Origin of the sequence: Roseateles puraquae, from assembly GCF_002205845.1 — a bacterium.
In the GTDB taxonomy this organism is placed as follows: Bacteria; Pseudomonadota; Gammaproteobacteria; order Burkholderiales; family Burkholderiaceae_C; genus Pelomonas; species Pelomonas puraquae.
In genome coordinates, this window is record NZ_NISI01000009.1 from 119,099 (window position 1) to 143,861 (window position 24,763).

A 24,763-nucleotide genomic window follows, 5' to 3' on the forward strand; every position below is an offset into this window, starting at 1 on the left:
AGCGCCCCCTCGGGGGGCAGGGAGCAAAGCGAACGTGGGGGCTTCATGTGACGCCGCCCGGCCGCCCGAAGGCGCTGAAGCGCCCCCTCGGGGGGGCAAGGAGCAAAGCGAACGTGGGCCTTCATGTCAGCTGGACGCGGCCGAGGCGGACGAGGCGGCTGCGTCTGCGGCGCTCGGCGGCGCCAGCAGCACCTTCTCGCCGGCCTTGAGCCCGTCGAGGATCTGCACCTTGGCGCCGTCCTGCAGGCCCACGCGCACCTGGCGGGGTGTCTGCTTGTTGGCGGCGTCGAGCACTTGCACCGTGAAGCGGCCGTCCTTGCCGCGCTCACCCAGCGCCACCACCGGCATGGTCAGGACCTGCTTGGCGGAGCCGGTCTCGATGTCCACCTGCACCGTCATGTCGCTGAACAGCGCGCGGTCGTGGTTGTCCACCTCAAAGAGCACGTTGTAGAAGACCGCATTGCCCGCCCGCTCGGGCACTGGCTGGATGACGCGCACCTTGCCTTCGTAGCGCTTGCCTTCGCCGGACAGCGTGGTGAAGCGCGCCGTCTGGCCGACCTTCACCGATTGGATGTCCGCCTCGGGCACCTTGGTGCGCACGGTGATGGTGTCCAGGTCGGCGAGGGTCAGGATGACCGGCGTGATCTGCACCGAGATCAGGGTCTGGCCCACTTGCACCGGCAGGTTCACCACCGTGCCGTTCATCGGTGCGGTGATGCGGGTGTAGGAGAGGTTGACCTTCTTCTTGTCGAGTTCGGCCTGCAATCGCGTGAGGTTGGCCGCCTGGCCGCGCAGGTCGGCTTCGATCTTGGCCAGGTCGATCTCAGCCTTTTCTGCCTCGTTGCCGGAGGTGGCCTGCCCAGCGAGCAGCCGCTGCTGGCGCTTGAGTTCCCGGCGTGCCGCGTCGGCATCCACCCGACGGCTGTCGAGCGCTGCGCTGGCCTGGGCCACGGCGGCCTCGGCCTGGGCAACGTCGCTGCGCGCCAGCTCCGGGTCCAGGCTCACCAGCAGATCGCCTTTCTTCACCTGCTGGCCCAGCTCGATATGGATGGTCTGGATCTGGCCGCTGACCTGGGCGCCCACATCCACCTTGGTCTTGGCCTGCAGCACGCCGGCCGCCTGGACGCTCTGGGTCACGTCAGCCAGGGCCACCACGCCGGTGGGTGGTGCCGGGGGCGTCGGTGGCTTGCGGGTGAACCACCAGCCGGCTGTGGCGACGGCCACCAGGCCGAGCACGATCAGGCGCACGCGCCAGCGCTTGAGCAGTGAAGTCTTCATGTCCCTCCCTGGACACGGGGTCTGTGCCCCTCGGCATGGCGGCCGACAGGCCGCCGCATCAATGGCGTGAACTCGGGATCTAGCGTATCAGTCGAGCGGTGGCGCGGTGGCCACCTTCCGGCGCATCTTGTTGAGCGGATGGCGCGCTGGCGAAAGTCATGTCAGCGGCTGTGGGACGTGAGGCGAGCCAAAGGCGACGCGGTGCTCACCCCCGGCGCGGCGCCGGAGCGGCCGCTCTTGGCCACCTCCTCGTCCGGCCCGTCGCCCAGGGCCGCGATGCTGTCGGGGCTGCGCCGCATGGCCACGCCCACCGCGAGGATGTCGATCACCAGCAGATGCAGGATGCGGCTGACCATGGGCAGGTGGGTGGCGATGTCTTCGATGTGGTCGACGATGAGCGTCACATCGGCCTTCTTGGCCAGCGGACTCTGGCTGGCCGTGATGGCCACCACCTTGGCGCCACGCTCCTGCGCCTTCTCCACCACCGACAGCAGCTCCGGCAGCCGGCCGCCGCTGCTGATGACCACCGCCACGTCGCCCTCGCGCAGCACATCGGCCGCGAGCAGTTGCAGCCGCGGGTCGGTGTAGGCACCGCAGGGCATGCCGAAGCGCAGGAACTTGAACTGCGCATCCTGCGCCACCACGCTGTAGTGCCCCAGCGCGAAGAACTCGATGCGATGGGCCGACAGCAGCAGGTCGATGGCGCGGTCGATGGTGTCGCGGTTGAGGTGGCTGCGCACCTGCAGGATGGCGCTGGCGGTGTTGCCCAGCACCTTGGCGCCCAGCTCGAGCATGGAGTCGTTGGTGTTGACCTGTGTGTGGGTGACCGGCACCGTGCCCGTCAGGCCCGAGGCCAGGCGCAGCTTGAAGTCCGACAGCCCCTCGCAGCCCAGTGAGCGGCAGAAGCGGATGACGGTCGGCTGGCTGACGCCGGCGGCGCGGGCGATCTCGGCGATCGGGTCGTTGAGTACCGAGCGGGGTTGGGCCAGCACCAGGTCAGCCACGCGCAGTTCCGCCGGTGAGAGTTCGCTGCGTGCGCGGCGGATCTGGCCGAGGATGGCCGAGCCCGGGGAGGCCTGCAGGTTGCGCAGCTGGTTTTCCAGGATCGCCGAGGCGCCCTTGAAGGTCGCGTTCTCGGCCGTGATGACGAAGGTCGGGATGGCCGACACATAGTCGCGAAAGCGCCCCTTGTCCTCGAAGCGGGCGCGGAAGGGGCTGCGGTCGAAATACTCGCCCAGTCGCGGCACGATGCCGCCGCCGATGTAGATGCCGCCCAGCGACCCGAGCGTCACGGCCAGGTTGGCGGCGGCCGTGCCGAGCAGGCCGCAGAAGACCTCCAGCGTTTCCAGGCACAGCGCGTCGCCTTCGTCGAGCGCGCGCTGGGTGATGGCGGGGGCCTGCAGCGTCGGGGCGTCCACGCCGTGGCGGGCCGCGAGCGCGCGGTGGATCAGTTCCAGGCCGGGGCCCGAGATCAGGCGCTCATAAGAGACGTGGTCCAGCGTCTGCCAGGCGAACTTGAGGATGTCCATCTCGCGCTCGTCGCGCGGGCCGAAGTTGACGTGGCCCCCCTCGGTGCCCAGCGCAATCCAGCCTTCGCCCGCCGGAATCAGGCCCGACACCCCCAGGCCCGTGCCGGCACCCAGCAGGCCGATGACGCTGGGCCGGCGCGCCTGGCCGCCACCCACCTGGCGCACATCCACCTCCGCCAGGCGGGGCAGGGCCATCGCCAGCGCGGTGAAGTCGTTGACCACCACCAGGGTGTCGAAGCCCAGGCGTTGGCGCATCTCATCAATGGAGAACTGCCAGTGGTAGTTGGTCATGCGCACCCGGTCGCCTTCGACCGGGTTGGCAATGGCCACGGCGGCGTGGGCGATCTGCTGCGCGCCTTCGGGCCAGTTCAGGCTTTCCAGGTAGGCGCGCACGGCCGCATGGAAATCGGCATGGTCGGCGCAGCGCAGTGAGGCCATCTGGGTGAATTCACCCGGGCCGGTTTCCAGCGCAAAACGGGCATAGGTGCCGCCAATATCGGCAAGCAATCGGGGGCTGTCGAAACGCGGCATGAAGAGGTGGCAAAAACAGAAAGATGAGGCGGATTATCAGCAGCTGCACCCGGGACCGGCAGGCAGCAGGTGCAGCGCACGGGCTCGTCAGGGTTGTAGCTTCACTACAGGGTGGCGGCAATCGAGTTTCCCCAGGGCGACGGCCGGGTTGCTGGACGCGAAAGCCGATTTGTCGCTTGGATTTTCAAACCTGGGGTGAGCTTGTATTGCTGAATTCATGTAGTTTTGCTACCGTCCGCGCGCCCGAAATTTCAAGCTTTTCGCCGTCGTGTTTACCGAAATCCCTTCCCTGAATATCGATCGCCCCCTCCTGACCACGCGTGGGGTGGTGGCATGACGGCAGCATTCCCCTGGCTGGTCGCCGATGTCGGCGGCACCAATGCGCGTTTCGGCATGGTGGCGGCGCCGGGCGCGCCGGTGGAGGATGTGTGCGTGTTGCCGGTGGCCGGACATGCCGGCCCGGCCGCTGCCGTCGAGGCCTACCTGGCCGGTCGCCCGGCCGGCGCGGTGCGTCCCCGCAGCGCGGCCTTCGCGCTGGCCACGGCGCTGCATGGCGACCAGATCGAGCTGACCAATGGCGCGTGGAGCTTCTCCCGTGTCGCGACCCAGCAGGGGCTCGGTCTGCAGACCTTGCTCTGCCTGAACGACTTCGAGGCGCAGGCCTTGTCGCTGCCCCGGCTGCGCCCGGATCAACTCCGCCCCTGGGGCGCGGCGCCCCAGCCGCCGGGCGAGGTGCAGGTCGGCACGGTGATGGCGGTGATCGGCCCTGGCACGGGGCTTGGGGTTGGTGGCGTGGTGCGCGCCCCCGGGCGCTGGGTGGCGTTGCCAGGCGAGGGTGGTCACGCCACGCTGGCGCCCGCTGATGACTTCGAGAGTGCCGTGCTGAGCCAGGCGCGCCGCGAGTTCCCGCACGTGTCGGCCGAGCGCTTCCTGTCGGGCATCGGGCTGCCGGTGCTGTGCCGCTCGGTCGCAGCCGTGCTGGGGGGCGTCGAAGACGTGGCAGGGTTGCCGACCGAGCAGATCGTGGCGCGCGGGCTGTCGGGCGAATCGGCGGTGTGCGCGCGCACGCTGGACGTGTTTTGCGCCATGTTGGGTGGCTTTGCGGGCAGCGTGGCGCTGACGCTGGGCTCGCGCGGCGGCGTCTTCATTGGTGGCGGCATCGTGCCGCGCCTGGGTGAGCGGTTCTTCCAGTCGGAGTTCCGCTCACGCTTTGAGGCCAAGGGGCGCTTCCAGTCCATGCTGTCGGCCATCCCGACGGCCCTGATCACCGACACGCTGGCTGCGTTGTCCGGCGCCGCCTTGGCGCTTGAGCAGGCCGACGGCTGATCGGCTGACGCTGCCGGGCGGGCCGCCCACTTCACCTCTCTTCTTGCTTGCCGGGGCTGCTTCTGCGGCCCCGGCGCGCTTGTGCGCGCCTGTCGCAGGCACCGATCTGGCGCCGGTAGCGCTGTCCTGGGCACCCGCTTGGCGCATGTTCGGTGTGTGCCTGTTGTAAACCCTTAGAGGGCAATGTAGTTGCGCTACAAAGAACGTGTAATCGGCAGGCGCGGTTTGGGCCTTGCGGCGCCAAGCTGGCGTTGAACTGGGTGTTAACCCTTGGTTTTGCCCCGAAATCAGGTGGTTTGTTCGCAACGTCTAGGGTTTACGCAGGTGCGGTGCCAAATCTAGTTTTGATACAAACTCGTTCGAGACGTTGGGTTCTCGCCCCATTCATGTGCGCCGGGGCGGCGTGCAACGAGGGCCAAGCCGCTTTCCCGAAACAGAGGAGACATTCATGAGCATGAGCAAGGACAAGCGCAGCCTGCAGGCTGGCATTTCGTACCGGATCAGTCCTGTGGCCGTCGGCTGCACCCTGCTGATTGCGGCCGCCGCGGCTTCCGCGCAGCAGACCCAGCAGCTGGAAACCGTGACGGTCACCGGCATCCGCAAGGGCATCGAGGCCTCGATCTCGATCAAGAAGAACGCCGACAACATCGTCGAGTCGGTGTCGGCGGAGGACATCGGCAAGCTGCCCGACATCTCCATCGCCGAATCGCTGGGCCGCCTGCCGGGTCTGTCGGCCCAGCGCGTGGCCGGTCGTGCCCAGGTGATCAGCGTGCGTGGCCTGTCGCCTGACTTCGCCACCTCGCTGCTGAACGGTCGCGAGATCGTCAGCACCGGTGACAACCGCTCCGTCGAATTCGACCAGTACCCCTCCGAGCTGCTGGCCAGCGTGAGCGTCTACAAGACGCCGGACGGCGGCCTGATCGGCCAGGGTCTGTCGGGCACCATCGACATGCAGACCGTGCGCCCGCTGAACTTCGGCACCCGCGTGATGGCTGTGAACGTGCGCGGCCAGAAGAACTCGCTGGGTGGCGCCGCCGGTGCCAAGGGCACGGGCAACCGTGTCAGCGCCAGCTACATCGACCAGTTCGCTGACCGCACCGTCGGCGTCGTGCTGGGCTTTGCTCACCAGGAAACGCCGATTCAGGAAGAACAGGTCGGCCTGTACGAGCCCTGGCAGGCCGTCGGTACCGGCTGGCGTCCGGGCGTGGCCGCGGGCACGTTCTACTCCGACGGTATCAAGGCCCTGCGTCGCACGGGCGTCAACAAGCGCGACGCCTTCCTGGCGACCGCCGAGTTCCGCCCCAACAAGGACTTCACGAGCGTGGTGGACTACTACCACACGAAGGCCAAGCAGGAAGACACGGCCAACCAGTTCGAAGTGAACCTGAGCGGCTACAACGGTGGCTACTCGCCCGGCCTGAACATCACCTCGCCGGTGGTCAACAGCAACAACACCTTCATCGGTGGCAGCGCCAGCGGCCTGTATCCGCTGGTGCGCGGCATGTACAACGACCGCAAGGACACCATCGACGCCTTCGGCTGGAACAACAAGCTCAAGCTCGCCGGCGGCTCCACGCTGACGGCCGACGTGAGCTACTCCAAGGCTGACCGCAAGGAAATCAACCTGGAGAACAACACCCAGCTCGCGCCCAACGGCTCCACCGCGCCGCTGGACACGCTGAAGCTGAACTTCGCCACCGGCGGCTTCTCCACGCTGACCCCGACGCTGAACTACTCCGACCCGACCAAGCTGCTGCTGCGCGGCACCATCTACGGCTCGGGCTACGGCAAGACCCCGAGCGTCGTGGATGAGCTCAAGTCGTTCAAGCTGGCTGGCAACTTCCCGATGCCGGATGCGTTCAAGGGCTTCTTCGCAGACGTGGACGTCGGCGTCAATTACGCGGACCGCTCCAAGAAGAAGCGTCAGCCTGAAGGCAACATCAATGTCGGCGCCCAGGGCGACACCGCCATTGCCAGCGACCTGCAGTACTCGCCGGTCGACCTGAGCTTCGCAGGCGTGGGCACCATTCCCGCGTGGAATGTGCCGGCCGCCGTGGCGCGCTACATGACCTTCAACCCGAGCGAGACGAGCGCTGCCTACCTGATCCCGAAGGCCTGGAACGTCTACGAGAAGACCACCACCGGCTTCATCAAGGGCAACATCGACAGCGAGCTGTCCGGCATCCCGGTGCGCGGCAACGTCGGCCTGCAGGTGATCCGCGTCGACCAGTCGTCCACCTCGAACTACTGGGACAACAACGCGCCGGCCGGCAGCAACATCAAGCCCAACACGGACGGCAAGGTCCGCACCGACGTGCTGCCCAGCGCCAACCTGGTGTTCTCGCTGGCCGACGACCAGACCGTGCGCCTCGGCCTGGCCCGCCAGATGGCCCGCCCCCGTGTGGACCAGCTGCGCTCGGGCATCGAGTTCGGCGTGGACAGCGCCACCGGCAAGCCGGGCGCGAGCGGTGGCAACCCCAAGGCCGACCCCTGGATCGCCAACGCCTTCGACGTGTCCTACGAGAAGTACTTCGGCACCAAGGCCTATGTGTCCGCCGCCTACTTCTACAAGGACCTGAAGAGCTACGTCTACACGCAGACGCAAGATGGCTACGACCTGAGCGCCTTCACCAAGAGCTACGTGCCGCCGAGCACCTGCTCCACGCCGGCCGGCCCGAACCAGCCTTGCCCGGCTGCGCTGAGCAAGGGTACGTTCACCGCGCCGTTCAACGGCAAGGGTGGCAGCCTGTCGGGTGTGGAACTGGCCGCGTCGCTGCCGCTGTCGCTGGTGTCTGACGTCCTCAAGGGCTTCGGCATCCAGGCCAGCGCCAGCTTCACTCACAGCGGTATCAAGGTGCGTGACCCCGAGAGCGCGTCCAGCGTGGGCGGTGGCGACATCAGCCTGCCGGGTCTGTCCAAGCAGGTCTACAACCTGACGGCCTACTACGAGATGGATGGCTTCGAGGCTCGCGTCAGCCAGCGTCGTCGCTCGGACTTCATCGGCGAGATCGGCAACTTCAACGGCGCCCGCACCCTGCGCTATGTCGTCGGCGAGAACATCACCGACCTGCAGCTGGGCTACAACTTCAACGAAGGTTCGCTGAAGGGCCTGAGCCTGCTGTTCCAGGTGAACAACCTGACGAACGCCGCCTACCAGACCTACGCCGGCACCAAGGACCGTCCGCTGGAGTACACCAAGTGGGGCCGCACCTACCTGCTGGGTGCGAACTACAAGTTCTGATCAGCCCACGCTTGACCTGCCTGTGAACCCTTGCCGGAGCGATCCGGCAGGGGTTTTTTCTTGGCCAGGCGCGTCCGCCCCGCCATCCCTGCGCTTCACATGAACTTCACCGCCCCCGACCCGACCCCTTCAGACGGGTCTTGCCGCGCCGTGCTCTACCAGATCAACGTGCGCCAGTACGCCGCAAGCGGCACGCTCGCCGCCGTGCAAGCGGACCTGCCGCGCCTGAAGGCATTGGGCGTCGACATCCTGTGGCTGATGCCCCTCCAGCCCATCGGTGTGCTCAACCGCAAGGGCAGCCTGGGCAGCTACTACTCGATCCGCGACTACACCGCGGTGAACCCTGAGTTCGGCACGCTGGCTGACGCCAAAGCCCTCGTGGCCGCGGCGCAGGGTCTGGGGTTCAAGGTCATCCTCGACTGGGTGGCCAACCACACCGCCTGGGACCATGCCTGGGCTACGTCGCACAAGGATTGGTACCAGCTCAACGCCCAGGGCGTGATCTACCCGGTCACCTTCAATGCCGGTCAGCCGAACGAAGAGCACTGGGACGACGTCGTCGCGCTGGACTACCGCAGCGAAGGACTGCGCGCGGCCATGATCGACGCGATGCGCTTCTGGGTGGCCGACGTGGGTGTGGACGGCTTTCGTTGTGATGTGGCGAGCCTCGTGCCGGTGGACTTTTGGGTGCGTGCCCGTCGCGAGCTGGAGGCCGTGAAGCCCCTCTTCATGCTGGCGGAATCCGACGCCGCAGTGCTGCACACCAGTGGCGCCTTTGACGTCACCTACGACTGGACCTTGCCCGACGAGGTCTTCAAGAAGATCGGCCGGGGCGAAGCCGGCGCGCCGCTGCTCAAGGCCTGGCTCGGCCGCCAGCCGGGTGCCCATCCCGCGCAGGCCTGCCGCATGCGCTTCACGAGCAACCACGACTACAACTCCTGGCATGGCACCGACACCGAGCTCTATGGCGATGCCCGCCAGGCGCTCGCCGTGCTGACCTTCACGCTGCCGGGCATGCCGCTGATCTACAACGGCCAGGAGGCGGGCCTGTCGCGGCGCCTGGCGTTCTTCGAGAAGGACCTCATCGACTGGCGGGATGCGCCCCAGGCCGCTTTCTATCGTCGGCTGATCGCGCTCAAGCACCGCCACCCGGCGCTGGCGGCGCCGCCGCATGGCGGCACACTGACGCTGCTGCCGGCAGCGCCGGAGGTGGTCGCCTTCGAGCGCCGCCGCGGCGCTGATGTGGTGCGCGTGGCCGTCAACCTGTCGGCCCAACCGCAGGTCTGGGAGGGCCATGCGCTGCCGGCCTGGGGCTGGGAGATCGCATGAAGGTGCTGATCACCGGCTTGAACGGCACCTTGGCGCCGCGCCTGGCCGAGGCGGCGCGCGCCGCAGGGCATGAGGTGGTCGGCTGGGATCGCGCCACCCTCGACCCGGAGGACGAGACCGCCAGTGCCCGGTGGCTAGAGGCTTGCGCGCCGGACGCCGTGGCGCACCTCGGCATGGGCTCGCCGCGCTTTGCCGGCTGGCTGGCGGCGCGCAGCGAGCGTTTCGTCTTCACCAGCACGGCCATGGTGTTCGATCACGAACCCGACGGCCCGCACCACGTGGGCGATGCCCGCAGTGCGCGTGATGACTACGGCCGCTACAAGATCGCCTGCGAGGACGCCATCACGGCTGTTGCGCCGCATGCGGTGATCGCCCGCATCGGCTGGCAGATCGACCCCACGCAGCCCGGCAACAACATGCGCATGGCGCTGGACGACTGGCAGCGGCGCGACGGTCATGTCGCCGCCAGCACGGTGTGGGTGCCGGCCTGCTCGTTCATGGCAGACACCGCGGCGGCGCTGCTGCAACTGCTGGTGCAAGGGGCGCCAGGCGTGCACCACCTGGACAGCAACGCCGATGACGCCTGGACCTTCGACCAGTTGGCGCGAGCCCTGGCGCTCGCCTTCGACCGGCCCTGGCAGATTCGCCCGCACGCCGACTACCGCCATGATCAACGCCTGGTGGGCGGGCCGACCCGCCTGCCGCCCCTGTCGGCGCGACTCAGGCCAGCGGCATCCGGCTGTCCCTGAACCCGGCCTGACGGCGTGCCGCCCGGGCCACCGTGAACTCGCTGGGCTGCAGCAGGGCTGACAGCGCCTCGCGCTGGGCCATGCCGTCCTGCTCTCCCAGCTCGATCAGCTCCTGCGTGTAGGCGCTCTCGAACAGCAGATAGCTGGCCAGCGCCGCCCCTTGTCGCTGGCCGTCGCGCACGCCGGTGGAGCGCAGCAGCAGTTGTACCGGCCGCGGCAGGCGGTGCACATGGCGGGCGGCGATGTCGTCCAGTCGTTGGCTGGGGGCAATGATGATGGCGTCGATCGGGGCCAGCGGGTGGCTGGTGCGCTGCTCGGGGCTGAGCATCTCCAGGGTGCGGTTGACGCGCTGCATGCGCTCGATGTCTGCCGAGAGCGCATCCAGGAAGATGCTCGACATCGCATGGCCCGCGACCTGCGCGAGGCTGGGGTAGCGCGCGTCGTCCACGACTTCGTCGGCAGGCTGGTGCATGCGCCCGGCACCGATCACGACCAAGCGCCTGGCGCCGAGGTGAATGGCCGGCGACAGCGGTGACGACTGCCGCATCGAGCCGTCGCCATACCAGCCACCGCGGCCTTCATGATGCAGCCGCGTGGCCGGAAAGATGAAGGGAATGGCGGAAGACGCCATCAGGTGCTCGTGCACCAGCATCGTCTGCGCCGCGATGGGCTGGGTGCGCACCCACGCCGGGATGGGCGTGGCACTTTGGTAGAAGGTGACGTGCTGGCTCGTCGAATAGCTGGAGGCGCTGATCGCCAGGGCATGCAGGTGCCGGCGAGCCAGCAGCGTGGGCAGCCGGTGCATGGGCACCAGCTCGCGCAGCAGCGCGCCCAGCGGTGAGTTGTCCAGCAGCGAGCGCGGGCGCAGGCGGCGCATGGCCCAGCCCATGGACATGACGCCCATCCACCGCAGGCCGTTGGTCAGCAGGCCCAGCGCATCGCAGCGGTAGACCTGCTGCGCCCGAAAGGCCGACCAGGTCTGCACCAGGCGCTCCACGCCGGCCTCGAAGTCATCGGCATGGCAGGCCAGGCCGGCGCCGTTGATGGCACCGGCGGACGTGCCGGAGATCACCGCGAAAGGATTGCTGGCCAGGCTGGCTGAGTCGACCTGCAGCTCGCGCCGGATGCGGGCGATGGCGCGCAGCACGCCCACCTGGTAGGCAGCGCGCGCCCCGCCGCCGCTCAGCACGAGTCCGGTCAGCGGCAGCGCATGCATGGCCGTCTCCTTCAGAAGAGTTCGATGCGCGGCCCATTGGCCACCGCCAGGGCCGCGGGTGCCTCCGCGCCCTCGGCAGGCGCGCTGCCGTGCAGCGGCACCACATTGCCCTGCGCCGCGCCGACCGCCAGCGCGTGGGCGGCCCGCTGGGCGTGCATCACGTAGTTCTGCGTCCAGCGCTGCAGCAATTCCTCCAGCATGACGGGCGGCGGCGGGGCCTGGCCATCGATGAGCTGGTAGAGCTGCGAGAAGTGGCTGGACAGCGACGCCAGCGCGTTGTTGATCTGCTCCAGCAGCTGGCGATTGATGTCCTGGAACTGCATGTGGCCCAGGATCTCGACGATGTCAGTCGACACGTCGGCGATGCCTTCATCCATCTGCGTGGACAGTTGGCCGAGGTAGGGCACCACCTCGGACAAGGTGCGGCTCATGTCCTGGATGTGATGCGCGATCTCGTCGAGCTGCGCCGCCGGGCTGTCGCTGACCTCGGATTCAAGCTGGGCCGCTTCGCGCTCGATGGCCTGCGCGGCCTGCTGGATGCCGTCGGTCACCTGGCGGGCGGCGTCGGCGGTCTGGGTGGACAGGCGGCGCACTTCGGCGGCCACGACCTTGAAACCCGAACCTTCATTGCCGGCACGCGCGGCTTCGATCGCGGCGTTGATGGCCAGCATGTTGGTCTGCCGTGCAATGTCGCTGATGAGTTCGGCAAGCGGCGCCAGGTGGCGCACCTGGTAAGCCGAGTTGCGCACCCGCGCCAGGAAGTCGAGCCGCGTGCGTTCGAACAAGGTCTGGTGGCTGGCCAGGTCGGCCACCGCCGCGGCATGTTCGGTGGACTGCTGCAGCGACGCCGCCGACAACTGCCCCGAGCGCTCGACCGCCTGCACCACCTGCTCGCGCAAGCCCGTGCTGCGCTGGTGCACCCGCGACAGGCTCTCGCCCATGGCCAGCACCGCAGTCTCGGAGGTCTGGATGGTGGCGTTGACCTGCTGGCCCAGCACCGCGAAGGCCTGCTGCAGCGTGGAGATGTCTTGCGCCACCACGCTGCCGGCCTGGGCATGCTGGCCGTGCGGAGGCTGCTGGCTGCGCTCGCGCCAGCGGCGCAGTTGCCAGCCCGCCAGCGCGCCGCCGGCCGCCCACAAGAGCGGCACCGACACGCTGGCGCAGCCCTGCGCGCCCTGCACGGCCATGGCCACGCCGGCCACACTCAAGCCGGCCGCCAGCGCAGCACCGGCATGCTCGCGAAGCCAGCGGCCGGCGCCCCCGGATGCGGCGGGCAGCGGGTTGTCGTTGCGGTCCATGGCGAGCCCTCCTTACAGGCCGGGGATGATCTGGCGGATGACCTGCAGCAGCTCGTTGCCACCTACCGGCTTGACCAGCCAGCCCGTGGCGCCTTCGCGCTTGGCTTCATCGCGCTTGGTTTGCTGGCTTTCCGTGGTGAGTGCCAGGATGGGCGTGAAGCGCAGCAGCTTGCGGGCCTCACGGATCAGGCCCAGGCCATCGAGCTTGGGCATGTTGATGTCGGTGATGATCAACGCGGGCTTCAATCCGGCCTTGAGCTTGTCGAGCGCGAGGCTGCCGTCGGCGGCGGTTTCCACGGTCATGCCACTGATCGTGAGGGAGTTGCGCAGGCTCATCAGCATGGTCGCGGAGTCGTCCACGATGAGGATGGTCTTGTTCATGTGGGGCTCCTGGGAGTGGGGGCGGTGAGGCCGAGGGCCTGGCAGAGCCAGACGTCGGCAGGGGCGGCCTTGATGCGCGGCTGGAGGGCGAGCAAGGTCTGCAGCAGCGCGGCATGCAGGCTCTCGCAGCGGCCCAGGTGCACCTGGCCCTTGGGGTGGCTGCGCAACCAGGCGAGCAGGCCTTCGGCCTCCTCGGCGCCGAGGTGACCTTCCAGCGCCGCGTGGGTCTTGAGGTAGCGGATGGCCATCAGAGCAGCTCCTTGGGGTTGAGGATCATCAGCACGCTGCCGTCGCCCATCAGCGCGGAGCCGGCAAAGCCGGTCATGCCGCCGAGCACGCCCTCCAAGGGGCGCAGGATGATGTCGGAGGTGCCGTCGAAGTCGTCGACGATCAGGCCGATGGGCTCGCCGCCCCAGCGCAGCACCAGCACCGCGTGCTCGCCTTCGGCGTTCAGCCGGGCGGGCTCGTCCATGCCGAGCAGCTCGTTGAGCGGGCGCAGCGGCACGATGCGGCCGCGCAGCACCACGGTCTGGGCCTGCTTGAAGCGGTGGATCTCGTCGGCCGGCACACGCACGGTCTCGACGATCAGGTCCATGGGCACGCCAAACCGGCAGCCGGCCGAGCGAATCATCATCACGTGCGTCACGGCCATCGACAGCGGCAGCGTCAGCGTCAGCGTGGTGCCCTGGCCGCGCACGCTGCTGAGCTGCACCGTGCCATTGACCCGCTCCACCGCGGAGCGCACCACGTCCATGCCCACGCCGCGGCCCGACAGGTCCGAGATGTTGTCGGCCGTGGAGAAGCCGGGCAGGAAGACCAGCTGCACCGCCTCGGCATCACTCAGCGCCTCGGCGCGGTCTGCAGGGATGAGGCCACGCTCCACCGCCTTGGCGCGCACCCGCGCGGTGTCGACACCGGCGCCATCGTCGCGGATGTCCAGCACCACCCGGTCACCGTCCTGGCGGGCACTGACCCGCAGGGTGCCGTGCGCGGGCTTGCCTGCGGCCAGGCGCACGTCGGGGGTCTCGATGCCATGGTCCAGGCTGTTGCGCAGGATGTGGATGAGCGGGTCGGCCAGGCTTTCGATGACGTTCTTGTCGGCCTCGGTGTCCTCGCCCTCGATGATGAGCTGGACCTCCTTGCCCAGGCGCTTGGAGATGTCGCGCACCAGGCGGCCGAAGCGCTGGAACACCGTGCCCACTGGCAGCATGCGCACCTGCATGATGGCGTGCTGCATGTCTTCGGCGATGCGGTTGATGACGGCGTACTGGTTCTTGATTTCGCGCGCCAGCTCACGCTGGCTGAAGTGCGCCTCGGCACGCTGCGCCAGGTAGGGCAGGGCGTTCTTGGCCACCACCATTTCGCCGATCAGGTCCATCAGCCGGTCGACCTTGTCCTGCGCGACCTTGAGCACCTTGTGGCCGCCGCGCTCGCTGGTGGTGTCGTCGGCCAAGGCGGGCGGCGTCGCCATGCCGCGAGCAGGCTGCTCGGCAGGCGCGGCGCCCAGCGGATGGTGCTGGCGGGCCCAGGCTGCCAGCGTGGCCTGGGGCGCGTCCTCGGGCGGCAGTTGGGCCGCGGCATCCGCCAGGGCGGCGGCCTCCGTGGCATCGGCGCTGGCGAGGCCTTGGCGCACGGTCAGCAGTTGCGCGAGCACTTGCTGGGCGGCGGCCACGGTGCCGGCGGTGGCGTGGCGCTGCAGGAGCGCGATCTGGTCGCTCCACAGCTGGGCGAGGCGCTGCGCCAGCAAGGCGTGATGGGGCTCGCCCAGCGTGCGCACCGGGTCGGGTGCGGCCAGCGTCACCACCTCGCATTGTTCGGGTACGTAGCGGTAGTGCTCCATCACATAGGCCTCGGGCGCGCTGGACAGCGCCAGGAAGCCGAGCTGTGAGCGGTAGCAGTCGAAGTCCTCCACCGGCCCCCAGTCGGCGGGCGGCAGCACCTTCAGCGCGACGAGCCCCGGCGTGGCGCGGACGAGCTGCCAGGGGTCCTCGCCCTTGAAGAAGCACTGCGGCTCAGGCTGGTAGCGCAGCAGGACATGGTCGGGCCGGTGCCAGTCGGGCGCGAGCGCCGCAGCCCAGTCGGGCAGGGCTGCGGCGGCGGGCGCAGCGGTGGCGGCAAGTGCCGCCGGGGCCGGCCTGGCGGCCTGGCGCGGCGCGCCCAGGAACACGCGCAGGTCGGCTGCCAGCGTTTCAGAGCGGGCCATCGCGCCATCGGGCAGGCGGCCTTGGCTTGCGATGGCGTCGATCAGCTCGGCGCTGTGGTCCATGGCGGCGAAGAGGGCATCGGCCATCGCGCTGCTGTAGACGAGGCGGCCGGCGCGGACCTGGTCGAGCACGTCTTCGCCGGCATGGACCACATGCTCCAGCGCGCCGAACTCGAACAGGCCGCAATTGCCCTTCAGGGTGTGGACCGAGCGGAACAGGTCGTTGAGCAGGGCCGGGTTGTCAGGGCTGCGCTCGATGTCCAGCAGGCGCTGGCCGATGGCCTCCAGGCATTCGCGGGCTTCGAGCACGAACTGCTCGAGGATTTCGGCGGTGGTGTTCATCGGGCGGCTCCGGGCAGCGGATGGGCCGCGGCCGCGCGGGCGGCGGCCGCGCCGTCGCCCAGCAGCAGGGCGGCGGTGAGCACGAGTTCGGCGGGGCGGGCGGGCTTGACGAGGTAGCAGTTGGCCCCAGCCTCCTGCGCGGCGGAGGCGTCCTGCAGCTGGGACTCGGTCGAGACCATCATGACCGGCGCCTGCTGCGAGGCCGGCAGGCGGCGCAGCTCACGCACGAAGCCGTAGCCGTCGAGCTTGGGCATGTTCACGTCGACCACGTAGAGGTCGAAGGGGCGTTCCTGGCCGCCTGCGGCCACGACCTTCTCCACCGCCTCCAGCCCGTTCACGGCCTCGTCGGTCTGCCAGCCGGCGTCGCCCAGCAGCTTGCGGTGGTACATGCGCACGGTGGCGGCGTCATCGATGACAAGGATGCGCGCAGTCGTCATGGCGCCTCTCCGTTCAGGGGTTTCTGGTAGACCATGGCGTCGGCAAAGCGGCGCACGCGGTAGAGCGCGCTGATGCGGCTCATCGACTCCGAGTGGCCGAGGCAGACAAAGCCGCCCGGCCGCAGCGCGTCGTACATCGCCTCGGCGGCGGCGCGGCGCGACTGGTCGTCGAAGTAGATGAGCAGGTTGCGGCAGAAGATCAGGTCGATGTCGCGAAAGCGCCGCGTGTCGGCCGGGTCGCTCAGGTTCACGCGGCTGAACTCGACCGCGGCCACCAGGTCGCGCGAGATGACCCATTCATGCTCGCCGCGCCGCGTGAAGTATTTGTCCAGCCAAGACTTGGGCAGGTTGGCGATCGAGCGGGCGCTGTACACGCCGCGCTGGGCCGCATCCAGCACCTGCGTGTCGATGTCGCTGGACAGGATCTCCACGTCATGCGCGTCGATGCCCGGCCACTTCTCCAGCAGGTGCATCGCGATGGAATACGGCTCCTCGCCGGTGGAGGACGGGATGGACCAGATCCGCAGCCGCTCCCCGCGTGGCTTGGTGCGCACCAGCTCGTTGAGGATGTCGTTGCTCATGCAGTCGAACTGGTAGGCCTCGCGCAGGAAGTAGGTCTCGTTGACCGTCATCGCATTGACGAGGTGCTGCAGCTCCTGCCCTTCGCGTTCGAAGCGCAGCCCGACGAAGTACTCGCGGAAGTCCGCCGCGCCGGTGGCCTCCATGCGGTCCACGAGGCGCTTGTCGACGAAGTAGCGCTTGTTGTCGTCGAAGTGGATGCCCGTCTTGCGGTAGAAGAACTCGCGGAACTTCTGGAAGTCGGCATCGCTGACCACGCGGGCCGCGCGAGCCGGAGCGGAGCGCAGGGCGGTGCTCATGCGGCCTCGATTCGGCTGATGGCCAGGTCGGCCGCGAACTGGATGAAGGCGTCGTCGTCAAAGCGCTCCCGGGCTGCGCGTAAGGCCGGCAGCTCGGCATGGCTGCCCACCTCGGCCAGCACCTCAAGCGCGGCGGCCACCACGTTGACGTGGGCTTCGTGGCGCAGCACCTGCACGAGCCAGCCGGGCACGGAGGCATGGCGCAGCTCGCCGAGCAGGTTGACGGTGAAGATGCGCACGTCCGGGTCCGGGTCCAGCAGCAGGCCGTCCACGCAGGGCGCGACGGCTTGCGGCATGGCGGCCAGGGCTTCGATGGCGCCATTGCGCAGGGTCGGGTCTTCGCTGCGCAGCAGCGGCAGCAGCGACTGCACGGCCGCTTCGCTGGCGAGCGTGGCCAGGCTCGTGAAGAGCGCCTCGCGCACGGCGCCGTCGGTTTCCACGGCGAGGGCCTGGCCCAGGCTCAGGGCGGCCTGAGGATGGGCGCCGAGGTCGCGGGCAGCCATGCGGCGCTGGCGTGGGTCGGGGTCGCCGAGCTGCTGCTGCAGGCCCAGCAGGTCGCGGGGATGCTGGCGCGCCTGCACCGGGTGCAGGGGGCTGGGATTGCTCTTGCGCAGGGCCATGGCGGTGCTCAGTGGGGGCGGATCCAGTGGTTCAACTGGTCGCTGATGCGGTGGGAGGGCAGCACGCAGTCGGCGCCCTGGCGTTGGATGAGCTCTTGCGGCATGCCGAAGACGACGGCGCTCTCGGCCGACTCGGCGATGGTTCGCCCGCCCTGGTCGTGCAGGCGCGCCATGCTGGCGGCGCCGTCGAAGCCCATGCCGGTGAGCAGCACGCCCACGAGCTTCTCGGCCGGCATCAGGCGCAGGGCACTCTCGACGAGCACATCCACGCAGGGATGCCACGGGTGGCCGGTGGCTTCGGGAACGGGCAGGGCCACCAGCCGGCCCAGGCGCTCGGACAGCACCATGTCGAAGCCGCCCTGGGCGATCACGACCTGGCCGGCGCGCAGCGGCGTGGGGCCATCGCACTCCTGCACATCGAGCGCGCAGATCGTGTTCATCCGCTGGGCGAAGGTGCTCGTGAACTGGGCCGGCATGTGCTGGCAGACCAGCACCGGCCAGGGGAAGTCGGCAGGCAGTTGAGGCAGGATGTCTTCCAGCGTGCGCGGGCCGCCGGTGGAGACGCCGATCAGCACCAGGCCGTCCGGTCGGCCCGCCACCGGTGCGGGGCGCGGCATCACCGGCGGCGGCGCCACGGCGCGCACACGCGGTGCCGGGCGTGGGCTTGCCGGGGTTGGGCTCAGCGCGCGGGCTGCGCGGGCGCGGCTGCCTCGAATGCGGGCTGTGCTGGCGGCGCGCACCTTGCGTACCAGGTCGTCCGCCACGACGTCCATGTTCAACGAGATCGTGCCGCCCGGCTTGGCGACATAGTCCACCGCGCCCAGGGCCAGGGCTTCGAGCGTGGGCAGCGCGCTGGCGGTGGTCAGCGACGAGACCATGATGACCGGCGTCGGCCGTGCGGCCATCAGCAGCGACAGCGCCGTGAGCCCGTCCATCTCGGGCATGTTGATGTCCAGCGTGACCACGTCAGGCTCGAACACCTGGGCGAGCTCCACGCCCTCTCGGCCGCTGCGCGCCGACGCCACCTCGAAGCCCGCCTCGCTCAGCACCTGGCGCAGCACCTTGCGCATCAGCGCCGAGTCATCGACGACCAGGACCTTGTTGCCCATGAGTTGTCTCCTCCGGCCTCGTGTCGGTCAGGCGGCTTCGCGCTGCAGCTCGGGCAGCAGGGCCGGGGCTTCGGGTTCGGTCGCGGCAGGCTCATCCTGGCCTTGCCACTGCAGCAGCTGCGCCGGGTCGATGAGCATGATCAGGCGCTGCTGGCCGTCCAGGCGTGCCACCTCGCGGATCATGCGGCTCTGCGCGTCAGAGAGGGCCGGCGCGGGCGCCAGGCTCTGGCGCGGCACGCGCAGCACCTCGGCCACCGAGTCGACGATGAAGCCGGTGCGCTGTTCGCCCAGCGTGAAGACCATGATGCGCTGGCGGTCGTTGCGCGCCAGGGCGGGCAGGCCCAGGCGGCTTCGTTGGTCGATGACCGGCAGCACGGCGCCGCGCAGGTTGATGACGCCTTCGACGAAGGCCGGGGTGCGCGGCACCTTGGTGAGCTGCTCGGGCACGCGCACGATCTCCTGCACGGCCATGATGGGCACGCCGAACTCCTCGGCGCCGAGGCGGAAGATGACAAGCTGCAGGTCGTCCTGCACGGTGCTCGCGGTGGCGATGTCCTGCATGCGGGTCTCCAGGGCCGGTGAGGGTTCGTTCGATGGGGCTGCTGCCGCGTCGGCCTGCAGCCCCTGGGTCAGGGCGGTGGCCGCGCGCACGGCATCCAGGCCGAGCAGGCGCGCGGAAGAGAGCACCGACACCAGGCGGCGGCCTTCGTCCAGGCGGCAGATGGCGTCGAACTCGGCGAGCTGGCGGTCGCGGGTCAGCAGTTCGGGCACCGCATCGCTGTGCTGGCGGGGCACGCTGAGCACTTCCTTCACTGCATCCGTCACCAGGCCCACCGGGCCGCAGCCGGGCAGGCTCACCACCACGATGCGCTGGTGGGTCTCGCCTTCGGGCTCGCCGAGGTGGAAGAGGCTGCGCAGGTCCACCAGCGGCAGCAGGCGCTGGCGCAACGAGATGACGCCTCGGACGTGGGCCGGTGCCTGGGGCAGGGCGGTCACGTCTTCGGGCAGCTGCACGATCTCCTGCACGTCTTCGATCGGGAGGGCGTACTCCTGGCCGGCGACCGTGAAGCTGACCATGCGCAGTTCCTGCGCTGTCGCGGCGACGTTGTCCGCCGTCGCAGGGGCTGCCGTGCGGGTGTCGCGCACGCCAGCGTCGGCACGGGCGGCAGCCTCGCGCAGCACGGCCTGGAAGGCGCGCTGCACGAGCAGGTCGAAGTCCAGCACCATCAGCAGCTCATCGCGGCCATCGGCGGTCGGGCGGCGGATCAGGCCGGTCAGGCAGTCGGCCTGCACCACCGACTGGATGCCGGCGGCGGGTTGCAGTTCACCGGCTTCCACATGCAGCACGCTGCAGACGCGGTCCACCAGGAAGCCCAGGGCCTGGCCGCAGTGGATGACGAGGGCGCGGGAGGCGTCGTTCTGGGCGAGGTCCGGCAGGCCGACGAGGCGGCGCAGGCTCAGCAGCGGCAGCACGCGGCCGCGCAGGTTGGCCAAGCCCAGCAGGGCGGGCGGGGCCAGCGGCAGCCGGGCGACCTCGGGCAGGCGGATGATCTCCTGCACCGGGCCCATCGGCACCGCGAACTTCTCGCCGGCCAGCTCGAAGCTGACGAACTGGCCTTCGGCCGTGGCAGCCTCGACCGGGGGCGGTGCCAGGGAGGTGGCGTCCATGAGGGTGTCTCCCTGGCGGGTCAGTTGCTTTGCAGTTCGTCGGCCAGCGAGGAGATCTCCTCGATGGCAGCGCTCAGCTCATCGGCGCCCTGGCTTTGCTGCTTGGCCGCAGCGGCGGCCTGCTCGGCGGCCTTCTCGGCCTGGGCGGCAGCGGCGGAGATCTGGTCCACGCCCACCCGCACCTGGGTCAGGGCGGCCGAGATTTCCACGGCCGTCTGCGCGGCGGCTGCATTGCCGGCTTCCACCGCTTGCACGTCGCGCTCCATGTGCAGCAGGTTTTGCGTGACGTTGCGCGCCTTGTCCACCTCGGTTTGCGCCGCGCTCATGATCTCGGCGAGGTCACGACCCACGAGGGCGATCTGGTCCTGGATGCTCTTGACGAGGTCTTTGATGCGGTCGGCGTTCTCGGCCGAGTCGTGCGCGAGGTTGCGGATGTCGGTGGCCACGACGACGAAGCCCTTGCCGTACTCGCCCGCGCGGGCGGCTTCGATGCTGCCGTTGACGGCCAGCATATTGGTCTGCACCGAGACCTGGGTGATGGCGTCGACGATCTTGTCGATCTTGCGGCTCACCAGCTCCAGTTCCTTGATCTGCTGCATGCTGGTGCGTGTGGCCTGCACGCCCGCGCTGATGCTGGTGATGAGGGCGTCGATGTGGGTCTTGTTCTCGCCCATCAGCGAGCGGATGGCGCCGGCGCGCTCGCGGGCGTCGGTGGCGCGCTGCTCGGCGAGCTGCGCGGCCTTGCCGATCTGGGTGATGGCCGCGGCCGATTCAGCCGTGGCGCTCGATTGGGTCTGCGCGCCTTTTCGGATCTGCTCCAGCGCGACCATAATCTGGCTGGCGGCGCGGGTGATCTCCTGCACGGTGCTGCTGAGCTCCTCGGCGGCGGAGGCCACCTCCTCGGCGCTCTTGGAGATGTCAGTGGAGTTCTTCAGCTCCTCGGCGATCTCGGAGAGATTGGCGGCGGTCTGCTCACATTCGGCCAGTGCGGCGGACTGCTCTTCCACCGTCTTGGCCGACTCCTCGCAGGCCGAGCTCTGCTCGGTCGACGCAGCGGCGATCAGCTCGGTGCCCTTCAAGGCCTGCTGGGCGGCCACGCTGCTTTGCGCAGCGGCCGAGGCAATGGTGGTGGCGCCTTGCACGATCTCACTGGCATCCGTGCGGATGCGGTCGAGCTGCGAGGAGATGACCTGGCTCTTCTCGACCTCGGCCTTGATGCTCTCGGCCGAGGTGTTGATGCCGGAGGCGATGCTGGTGACCTCGGTCTGGATCTGGCCGACAAGATCCTGGATCTGCTTGGCGCTTTTCTCGCTGGTCTCGGCCAGGGTGCGCACCTCGTCGGCCACCACGGCGAAGCCCTTGCCGTGCTGGCCCGCACGGGCCGCCTCGATGGCGGCGTTCAGCGCGAGCAGGTTGGTCTGGTCGGCGATGCGCACGACCGCCTTGACGATGTCGCCGATGTTGGCGGCCTGGCGCTCCAGCTCGCCCACCATCTCGACCGAGGCCGCCTGGCGTTCGGCCGCCACGCCCACCGCCTGGATGGTGGCGGAGATTTCGGTGTTGATCTGACCCGCGAGGTCTCGCATGCCCTCGGCCTTGGCCTGGGCCTCGCGGCTGGCGCCGAGCTGGCGCTCCAGCGCGCCCGTGACCTGGGTGATGGCCGCGAGCGATTCCTGCGCGGCGCCGGCAGCTTCTTCGGCCCCGCTGGAGATCTGGTCGGCGGCTCGCTTGAGTTCTTCGGCGGCAGAGGCCGCTTCGTTGATGCCGGCGGCCAGTTCGGCGCTGGCGCTGGCCACGCGCTCCGCCGCCTGCTGCTGCTTGGCCAACGTGCGGGCGCGACGGCGGTACAGCTCGGCGTCGCGGTTCATGTTGCGGTTCAGGCCCTTGGCCACCACGGCCGGAGAGGGCGTGCCTTGCAGGGCGTCCTTGTTTTTCACCACCAGCGACATGCCGTTCTCCTTCCGACTCGGTTGTCCGGTCTTCGGGCGCCTATCGCTCGTGACCGATCGCTAAGTGATTCAATTGCACCACTGAAATGATTAAAACGCTACTTATGAAATGAGCAAAACGTGCGGCAATCGATTGAAGCGTGCATTAGTCTGCAGAAATGCTAGGGTGCGGTCTCGCGCAGGCGGACGAGGTTCGGCCCAGGGACTGGGCTCAGGCGGGGCGCGGGCGCACAGGACATGGGGATGACGGGCTGCCCAGGCGCGCAATGGCGCCGGCGGCTCAGGGCAGCGTGGTGGTCAGCACACGGCCGTACAGCGGGGGCACGACGAACTGAAGACGCGAGTCGTTCACCCGCACCGGGGTGTTGGTCAGCCCATCCTGCAGCAGCGTCACGCCGGGCGGCACGGTCACGGTGACTGTGCGCGGCACCAGGCTGTTGTTGGTCGCCGTCAGCGCCCAAGTGGCACCGTCCTGCCGGGCCAGCACCACGACCTGGTCATCCACGTGCAGCGGGGCTTGCAGGGTGCCGTGGCGCAGCACGGGCAGGTCATGGCGCAGTTGGGTCAGACGCTTGAAGTCCGCCAACAGGGCCTCGTCCGGCTGGCCGCCTTGGTCGGCCCAGGGGTAGGGCATGCGGTTGTAGGGGTCGTCACCCCCGCCCACGCCGACCTCATCGCCGTAATAGATGGTCGGCGCGCCGGGGTAGGTCATCTGGAAGAACACGGCCAGGCGCAGCCGGCGCTTGGCCAGGGCCAGGTCTTGCTCCTCGCCAAAGTGATGCAGGGCCCGGGGCTGGTCGTGCGTGGACAGCAGGTTCATCAGCGCCGAGAAGGCCTGCGGCGGGTAGGCCTCGCGCATCAGCTCCAGGTTGGCCGCCATCACCGCTCCTGACTTGCCGGCCGCGTAGTCGAGCACGGCGTTGCGGAAGATGTAGTTCATGGTGCTGTCGAACATGTCACCAAGGAAGTACTTGGAACTGTCGAACCAGGTCTCGGCGACGGTCAGGGCATCCGCCTTGCGGGACTTCACCGCGCGGCGCCACTCGCGCCAGAAGTCGTCGGGCACCCAGGGTGCCACGTCCATGCGCCAGCCCGCCGCCCCGCGGTCGAGCCAGAGCTTGGTGACCGAATCGTCGTCGCCGTAGGCAAACGCCCGGAAGGACGGGCTGTTCTTGTCGAGTTCGGGCAGGTCGGTCACGCCCACCCAGCCCTGGAACTGCTTGTCGGGGTCCTTCTCGTCGGGTTTGAACTTGAACCAGCTCGCGTACGGCGAGGCCGGGTTGATACGGCCGTTGTCGAACGCACCGCCCGCCGGGAAGTTGTTGAAGCGGTTGAAGTAGGGCGAGTCGGCGCCGACGTGGTTCAGCGAGGTGTCGGGGATGACGCGGATGCCCCGCTTGGCCGCTTCGACGCACAGCCGCAGGAAGTCGTCGTTGCTGCCGAAGGCGGGGTCGATCTGCTTGTAGTCGGCCGCGTCGTACTTGTGGTTGCTCGGCGCGCGGAAGACGGGCGTCAGGTAGAGCGCATTGGCACCCAGGCTCTGGATGTAGTCCAGCTTCTGGATGAGGCCGGCCAGGTCGCCGCCGAAGAAGTCGTTGTTGTAGAGGGCGTCCGAGCCATCCCCGGTGCCTGGCTTGAAAGGCTTCTCGTTCCAGCGGGCATGCCGCTCCACGTCGCGGTCCTGGTAGCGGTCCTGCGGGCGACCGCCGCCGGGCCGCGGGTCGTTGCTGGGGTCGCCGTTGCGAAAGCGTTCGGGGAAGACGTAGTAGTACACGACGTCACGCGCCCACGCCGGCACCTGGAAGTCGGCGGCGTAGATGGTTTGCCGGTAGCGCCGGATGCGTTTGTCCTGGGCGGGCAGGCGCTCGACGCTGGCCGCGCCCATGGAGCCCTTCTCGCGAGTCCAGTAGATCGTGTCCTTGTTGTTCTGCAGCGCGTAGCGCCCCTGTGCCGTCTCCAGCTCGAACCAGTAGCCGTAGACCCCGGGCTCCGCGAAGCGGTAGCGCGCTGCGAAGCCTGTGCCCATGCCGCGTGACTCCGGCGTCATGTCGATGCGTGCCAGGGGCTCGTAGGCGAGTTGCTCCTGGTTGCCGGTCAGGCGCCGGCGTTCAACGACCAGGGTGGCGCGCTTCAGCCCCGGCACGTCGTTGCCCACGCGGAACGTGAACTCAGTGCCGGCAGGCTGGGCCCCGAAGGGCGTCTTGAACTCAGCCTCGCGCGAATGGAAGTGAGTGGTCAGCGCGGCGCGATCACGGATCGGCCGAGGCGGCGTGGGCTTGAAGGTCTGCGGGCCCACCTGCAACTGGCCGCGCCCGTCTGCGTTCAACCGTAGTCGCAGCGTATGGGTGCCGCTGAAGCTGCGCTCGAGGTTGGCGGGCGCGCCGCGCTGCGGCTGACCCTCGGCGTTGCCGCCGAAGGTGCTCGTGGCGGTCCATTCCTCGTCGGCGATCTTGAAGGCCTGCGTGCCGCGGGCGTTGAGGTTCAGGTAATAGGCATCGCAGCGGTACTCGAAGGCCTGCTCGTCCTGCGCTGCCCAGTTGTTGAGCCCGCCACGCAGGTAGAGCACCGTGTCGCCCAGCGGCGCGGGCTTGCAGGGGGCTGATGAGGCCAGGGCGGGTGCGAGCGCCAGTAGCGGCAGAAGCGCCCACAGCGCCGCTCGCAGGGTCTGGCGCATGACGC

At 68.9% G+C, this 24,763-nt stretch carries 18 protein-coding genes; 4 read left to right on the top strand and 14 right to left on the bottom strand.

Going from position 1 to position 24,763, the window contains the following annotated elements:
• Positions 1–126: 126 nt before the first annotated feature.
• Both CDO81_RS19770 and CDO81_RS19775 read right to left on the bottom strand, forming a co-directional pair.
• Complete coding sequence (locus tag CDO81_RS19770; protein ID WP_088484947.1) at positions 127–1,278, bottom strand: efflux RND transporter periplasmic adaptor subunit; 1,152 nt, start codon at positions 1,276–1,278, stop codon at positions 127–129.
• Positions 1,279–1,439: 161 nt separating this feature from the next.
• Positions 1,440–3,338, bottom strand: a complete 1,899-nt coding sequence (locus tag CDO81_RS19775; protein WP_088484948.1) for a glucokinase — start codon at positions 3,336–3,338, stop codon at positions 1,440–1,442.
• Positions 3,339–3,671: 333 nt separating this feature from the next.
• Here CDO81_RS19775 and glk point away from each other — a divergent pair, with 333 nt between their 5' ends.
• The 4 genes from glk (at position 3,672) to CDO81_RS19795 (ending at position 9,983) form a co-directional block, all read left to right on the top strand.
• Positions 3,672–4,664, top strand: coding sequence for a glucokinase (gene glk, locus CDO81_RS19780; RefSeq protein ID WP_088484949.1), 993 nt, complete (start codon positions 3,672–3,674; stop codon positions 4,662–4,664).
• Positions 4,665–5,112: 448 nt separating this feature from the next.
• Positions 5,113–7,905, top strand: coding sequence for a TonB-dependent receptor (locus tag CDO81_RS19785; RefSeq protein ID WP_206602136.1), 2,793 nt, complete (start codon positions 5,113–5,115; stop codon positions 7,903–7,905).
• 99 nt (positions 7,906–8,004) lie between these two features.
• The gene (locus tag CDO81_RS19790; protein WP_088484950.1) at positions 8,005–9,234 is read left to right on the top strand and encodes an alpha-amylase family glycosyl hydrolase; all 1,230 of its coding nucleotides are present in this window, start codon (positions 8,005–8,007) and stop codon (positions 9,232–9,234) included.
• The gene (locus CDO81_RS19795) at positions 9,231–9,983 is read left to right on the top strand and encodes a sugar nucleotide-binding protein (RefSeq protein WP_088484951.1); all 753 of its coding nucleotides are present in this window, start codon (positions 9,231–9,233) and stop codon (positions 9,981–9,983) included. Before CDO81_RS19790 ends, CDO81_RS19795 begins: the two co-directional genes overlap by 4 nt.
• Here CDO81_RS19795 and CDO81_RS19800 read toward each other — a convergent pair.
• The 12 genes from CDO81_RS19800 to CDO81_RS19855 all read right to left on the bottom strand — a co-directional run bounded on the left by CDO81_RS19800 (position 9,955) and on the right by CDO81_RS19855 (position 24,758).
• A complete protein-coding gene (locus CDO81_RS19800) occupies positions 9,955–11,199 on the bottom strand; it encodes a patatin-like phospholipase family protein (protein ID WP_088484952.1) in 1,245 nt (414 codons plus the stop codon). The two genes, CDO81_RS19795 and CDO81_RS19800, sit on opposite strands and share 29 nt — an antisense overlap.
• A gap of 11 nt (positions 11,200–11,210) precedes the next feature.
• Positions 11,211–12,497, bottom strand: coding sequence for a methyl-accepting chemotaxis protein (locus tag CDO81_RS19805; protein ID WP_088484953.1), 1,287 nt, complete (start codon positions 12,495–12,497; stop codon positions 11,211–11,213).
• Between the two features lie 12 nt (positions 12,498–12,509).
• On the bottom strand, positions 12,510–12,878 hold the full coding sequence (locus CDO81_RS19810; RefSeq protein WP_088484954.1) for a response regulator: 369 nt from the start codon (positions 12,876–12,878) through the stop codon (positions 12,510–12,512).
• Positions 12,875–13,126, bottom strand: coding sequence for a hypothetical protein (locus CDO81_RS19815; RefSeq protein WP_088484955.1), 252 nt, complete (start codon positions 13,124–13,126; stop codon positions 12,875–12,877). The genes CDO81_RS19810 and CDO81_RS19815 overlap by 4 nt, the downstream gene beginning before the upstream one ends.
• Positions 13,126–15,423: a chemotaxis protein CheA gene (locus CDO81_RS19820; RefSeq protein WP_088484956.1), complete on the bottom strand. Its 2,298-nt coding sequence runs from the start codon at positions 15,421–15,423 to the stop codon at positions 13,126–13,128. The genes CDO81_RS19815 and CDO81_RS19820 overlap by 1 nt, the downstream gene beginning before the upstream one ends.
• Positions 15,420–15,860, bottom strand: coding sequence for a response regulator (locus CDO81_RS19825; protein ID WP_088484957.1), 441 nt, complete (start codon positions 15,858–15,860; stop codon positions 15,420–15,422). The genes CDO81_RS19820 and CDO81_RS19825 overlap by 4 nt, the downstream gene beginning before the upstream one ends.
• Entirely contained in the window at positions 15,857–16,738 is an 882-nt protein-coding gene (locus CDO81_RS19830) for a CheR family methyltransferase (protein ID WP_088484958.1), read from the bottom strand. Before CDO81_RS19830 ends, CDO81_RS19825 begins: the two co-directional genes overlap by 4 nt.
• Positions 16,735–17,358, bottom strand: coding sequence for a HEAT repeat domain-containing protein (locus CDO81_RS19835; RefSeq protein WP_241517074.1), 624 nt, complete (start codon positions 17,356–17,358; stop codon positions 16,735–16,737). The genes CDO81_RS19830 and CDO81_RS19835 overlap by 4 nt, the downstream gene beginning before the upstream one ends.
• 8 nt (positions 17,359–17,366) lie before the next feature.
• Entirely contained in the window at positions 17,367–18,467 is a 1,101-nt protein-coding gene (cheB, locus tag CDO81_RS19840; RefSeq protein WP_088484959.1) for a chemotaxis-specific protein-glutamate methyltransferase CheB, read from the bottom strand.
• Between the two features lie 27 nt (positions 18,468–18,494).
• Complete coding sequence (locus CDO81_RS19845) at positions 18,495–20,135, bottom strand: chemotaxis protein CheW (RefSeq protein WP_088484960.1); 1,641 nt, start codon at positions 20,133–20,135, stop codon at positions 18,495–18,497.
• Between the two features lie 20 nt (positions 20,136–20,155).
• A complete protein-coding gene (locus CDO81_RS19850; RefSeq protein ID WP_088484961.1) occupies positions 20,156–22,084 on the bottom strand; it encodes a methyl-accepting chemotaxis protein in 1,929 nt (642 codons plus the stop codon).
• 280 nt (positions 22,085–22,364) lie between these two features.
• Positions 22,365–24,758, bottom strand: coding sequence for a glycoside hydrolase family 13 protein (locus tag CDO81_RS19855; RefSeq protein ID WP_088484962.1), 2,394 nt, complete (start codon positions 24,756–24,758; stop codon positions 22,365–22,367).
• Positions 24,759–24,763 lie beyond the last annotated feature (5 nt).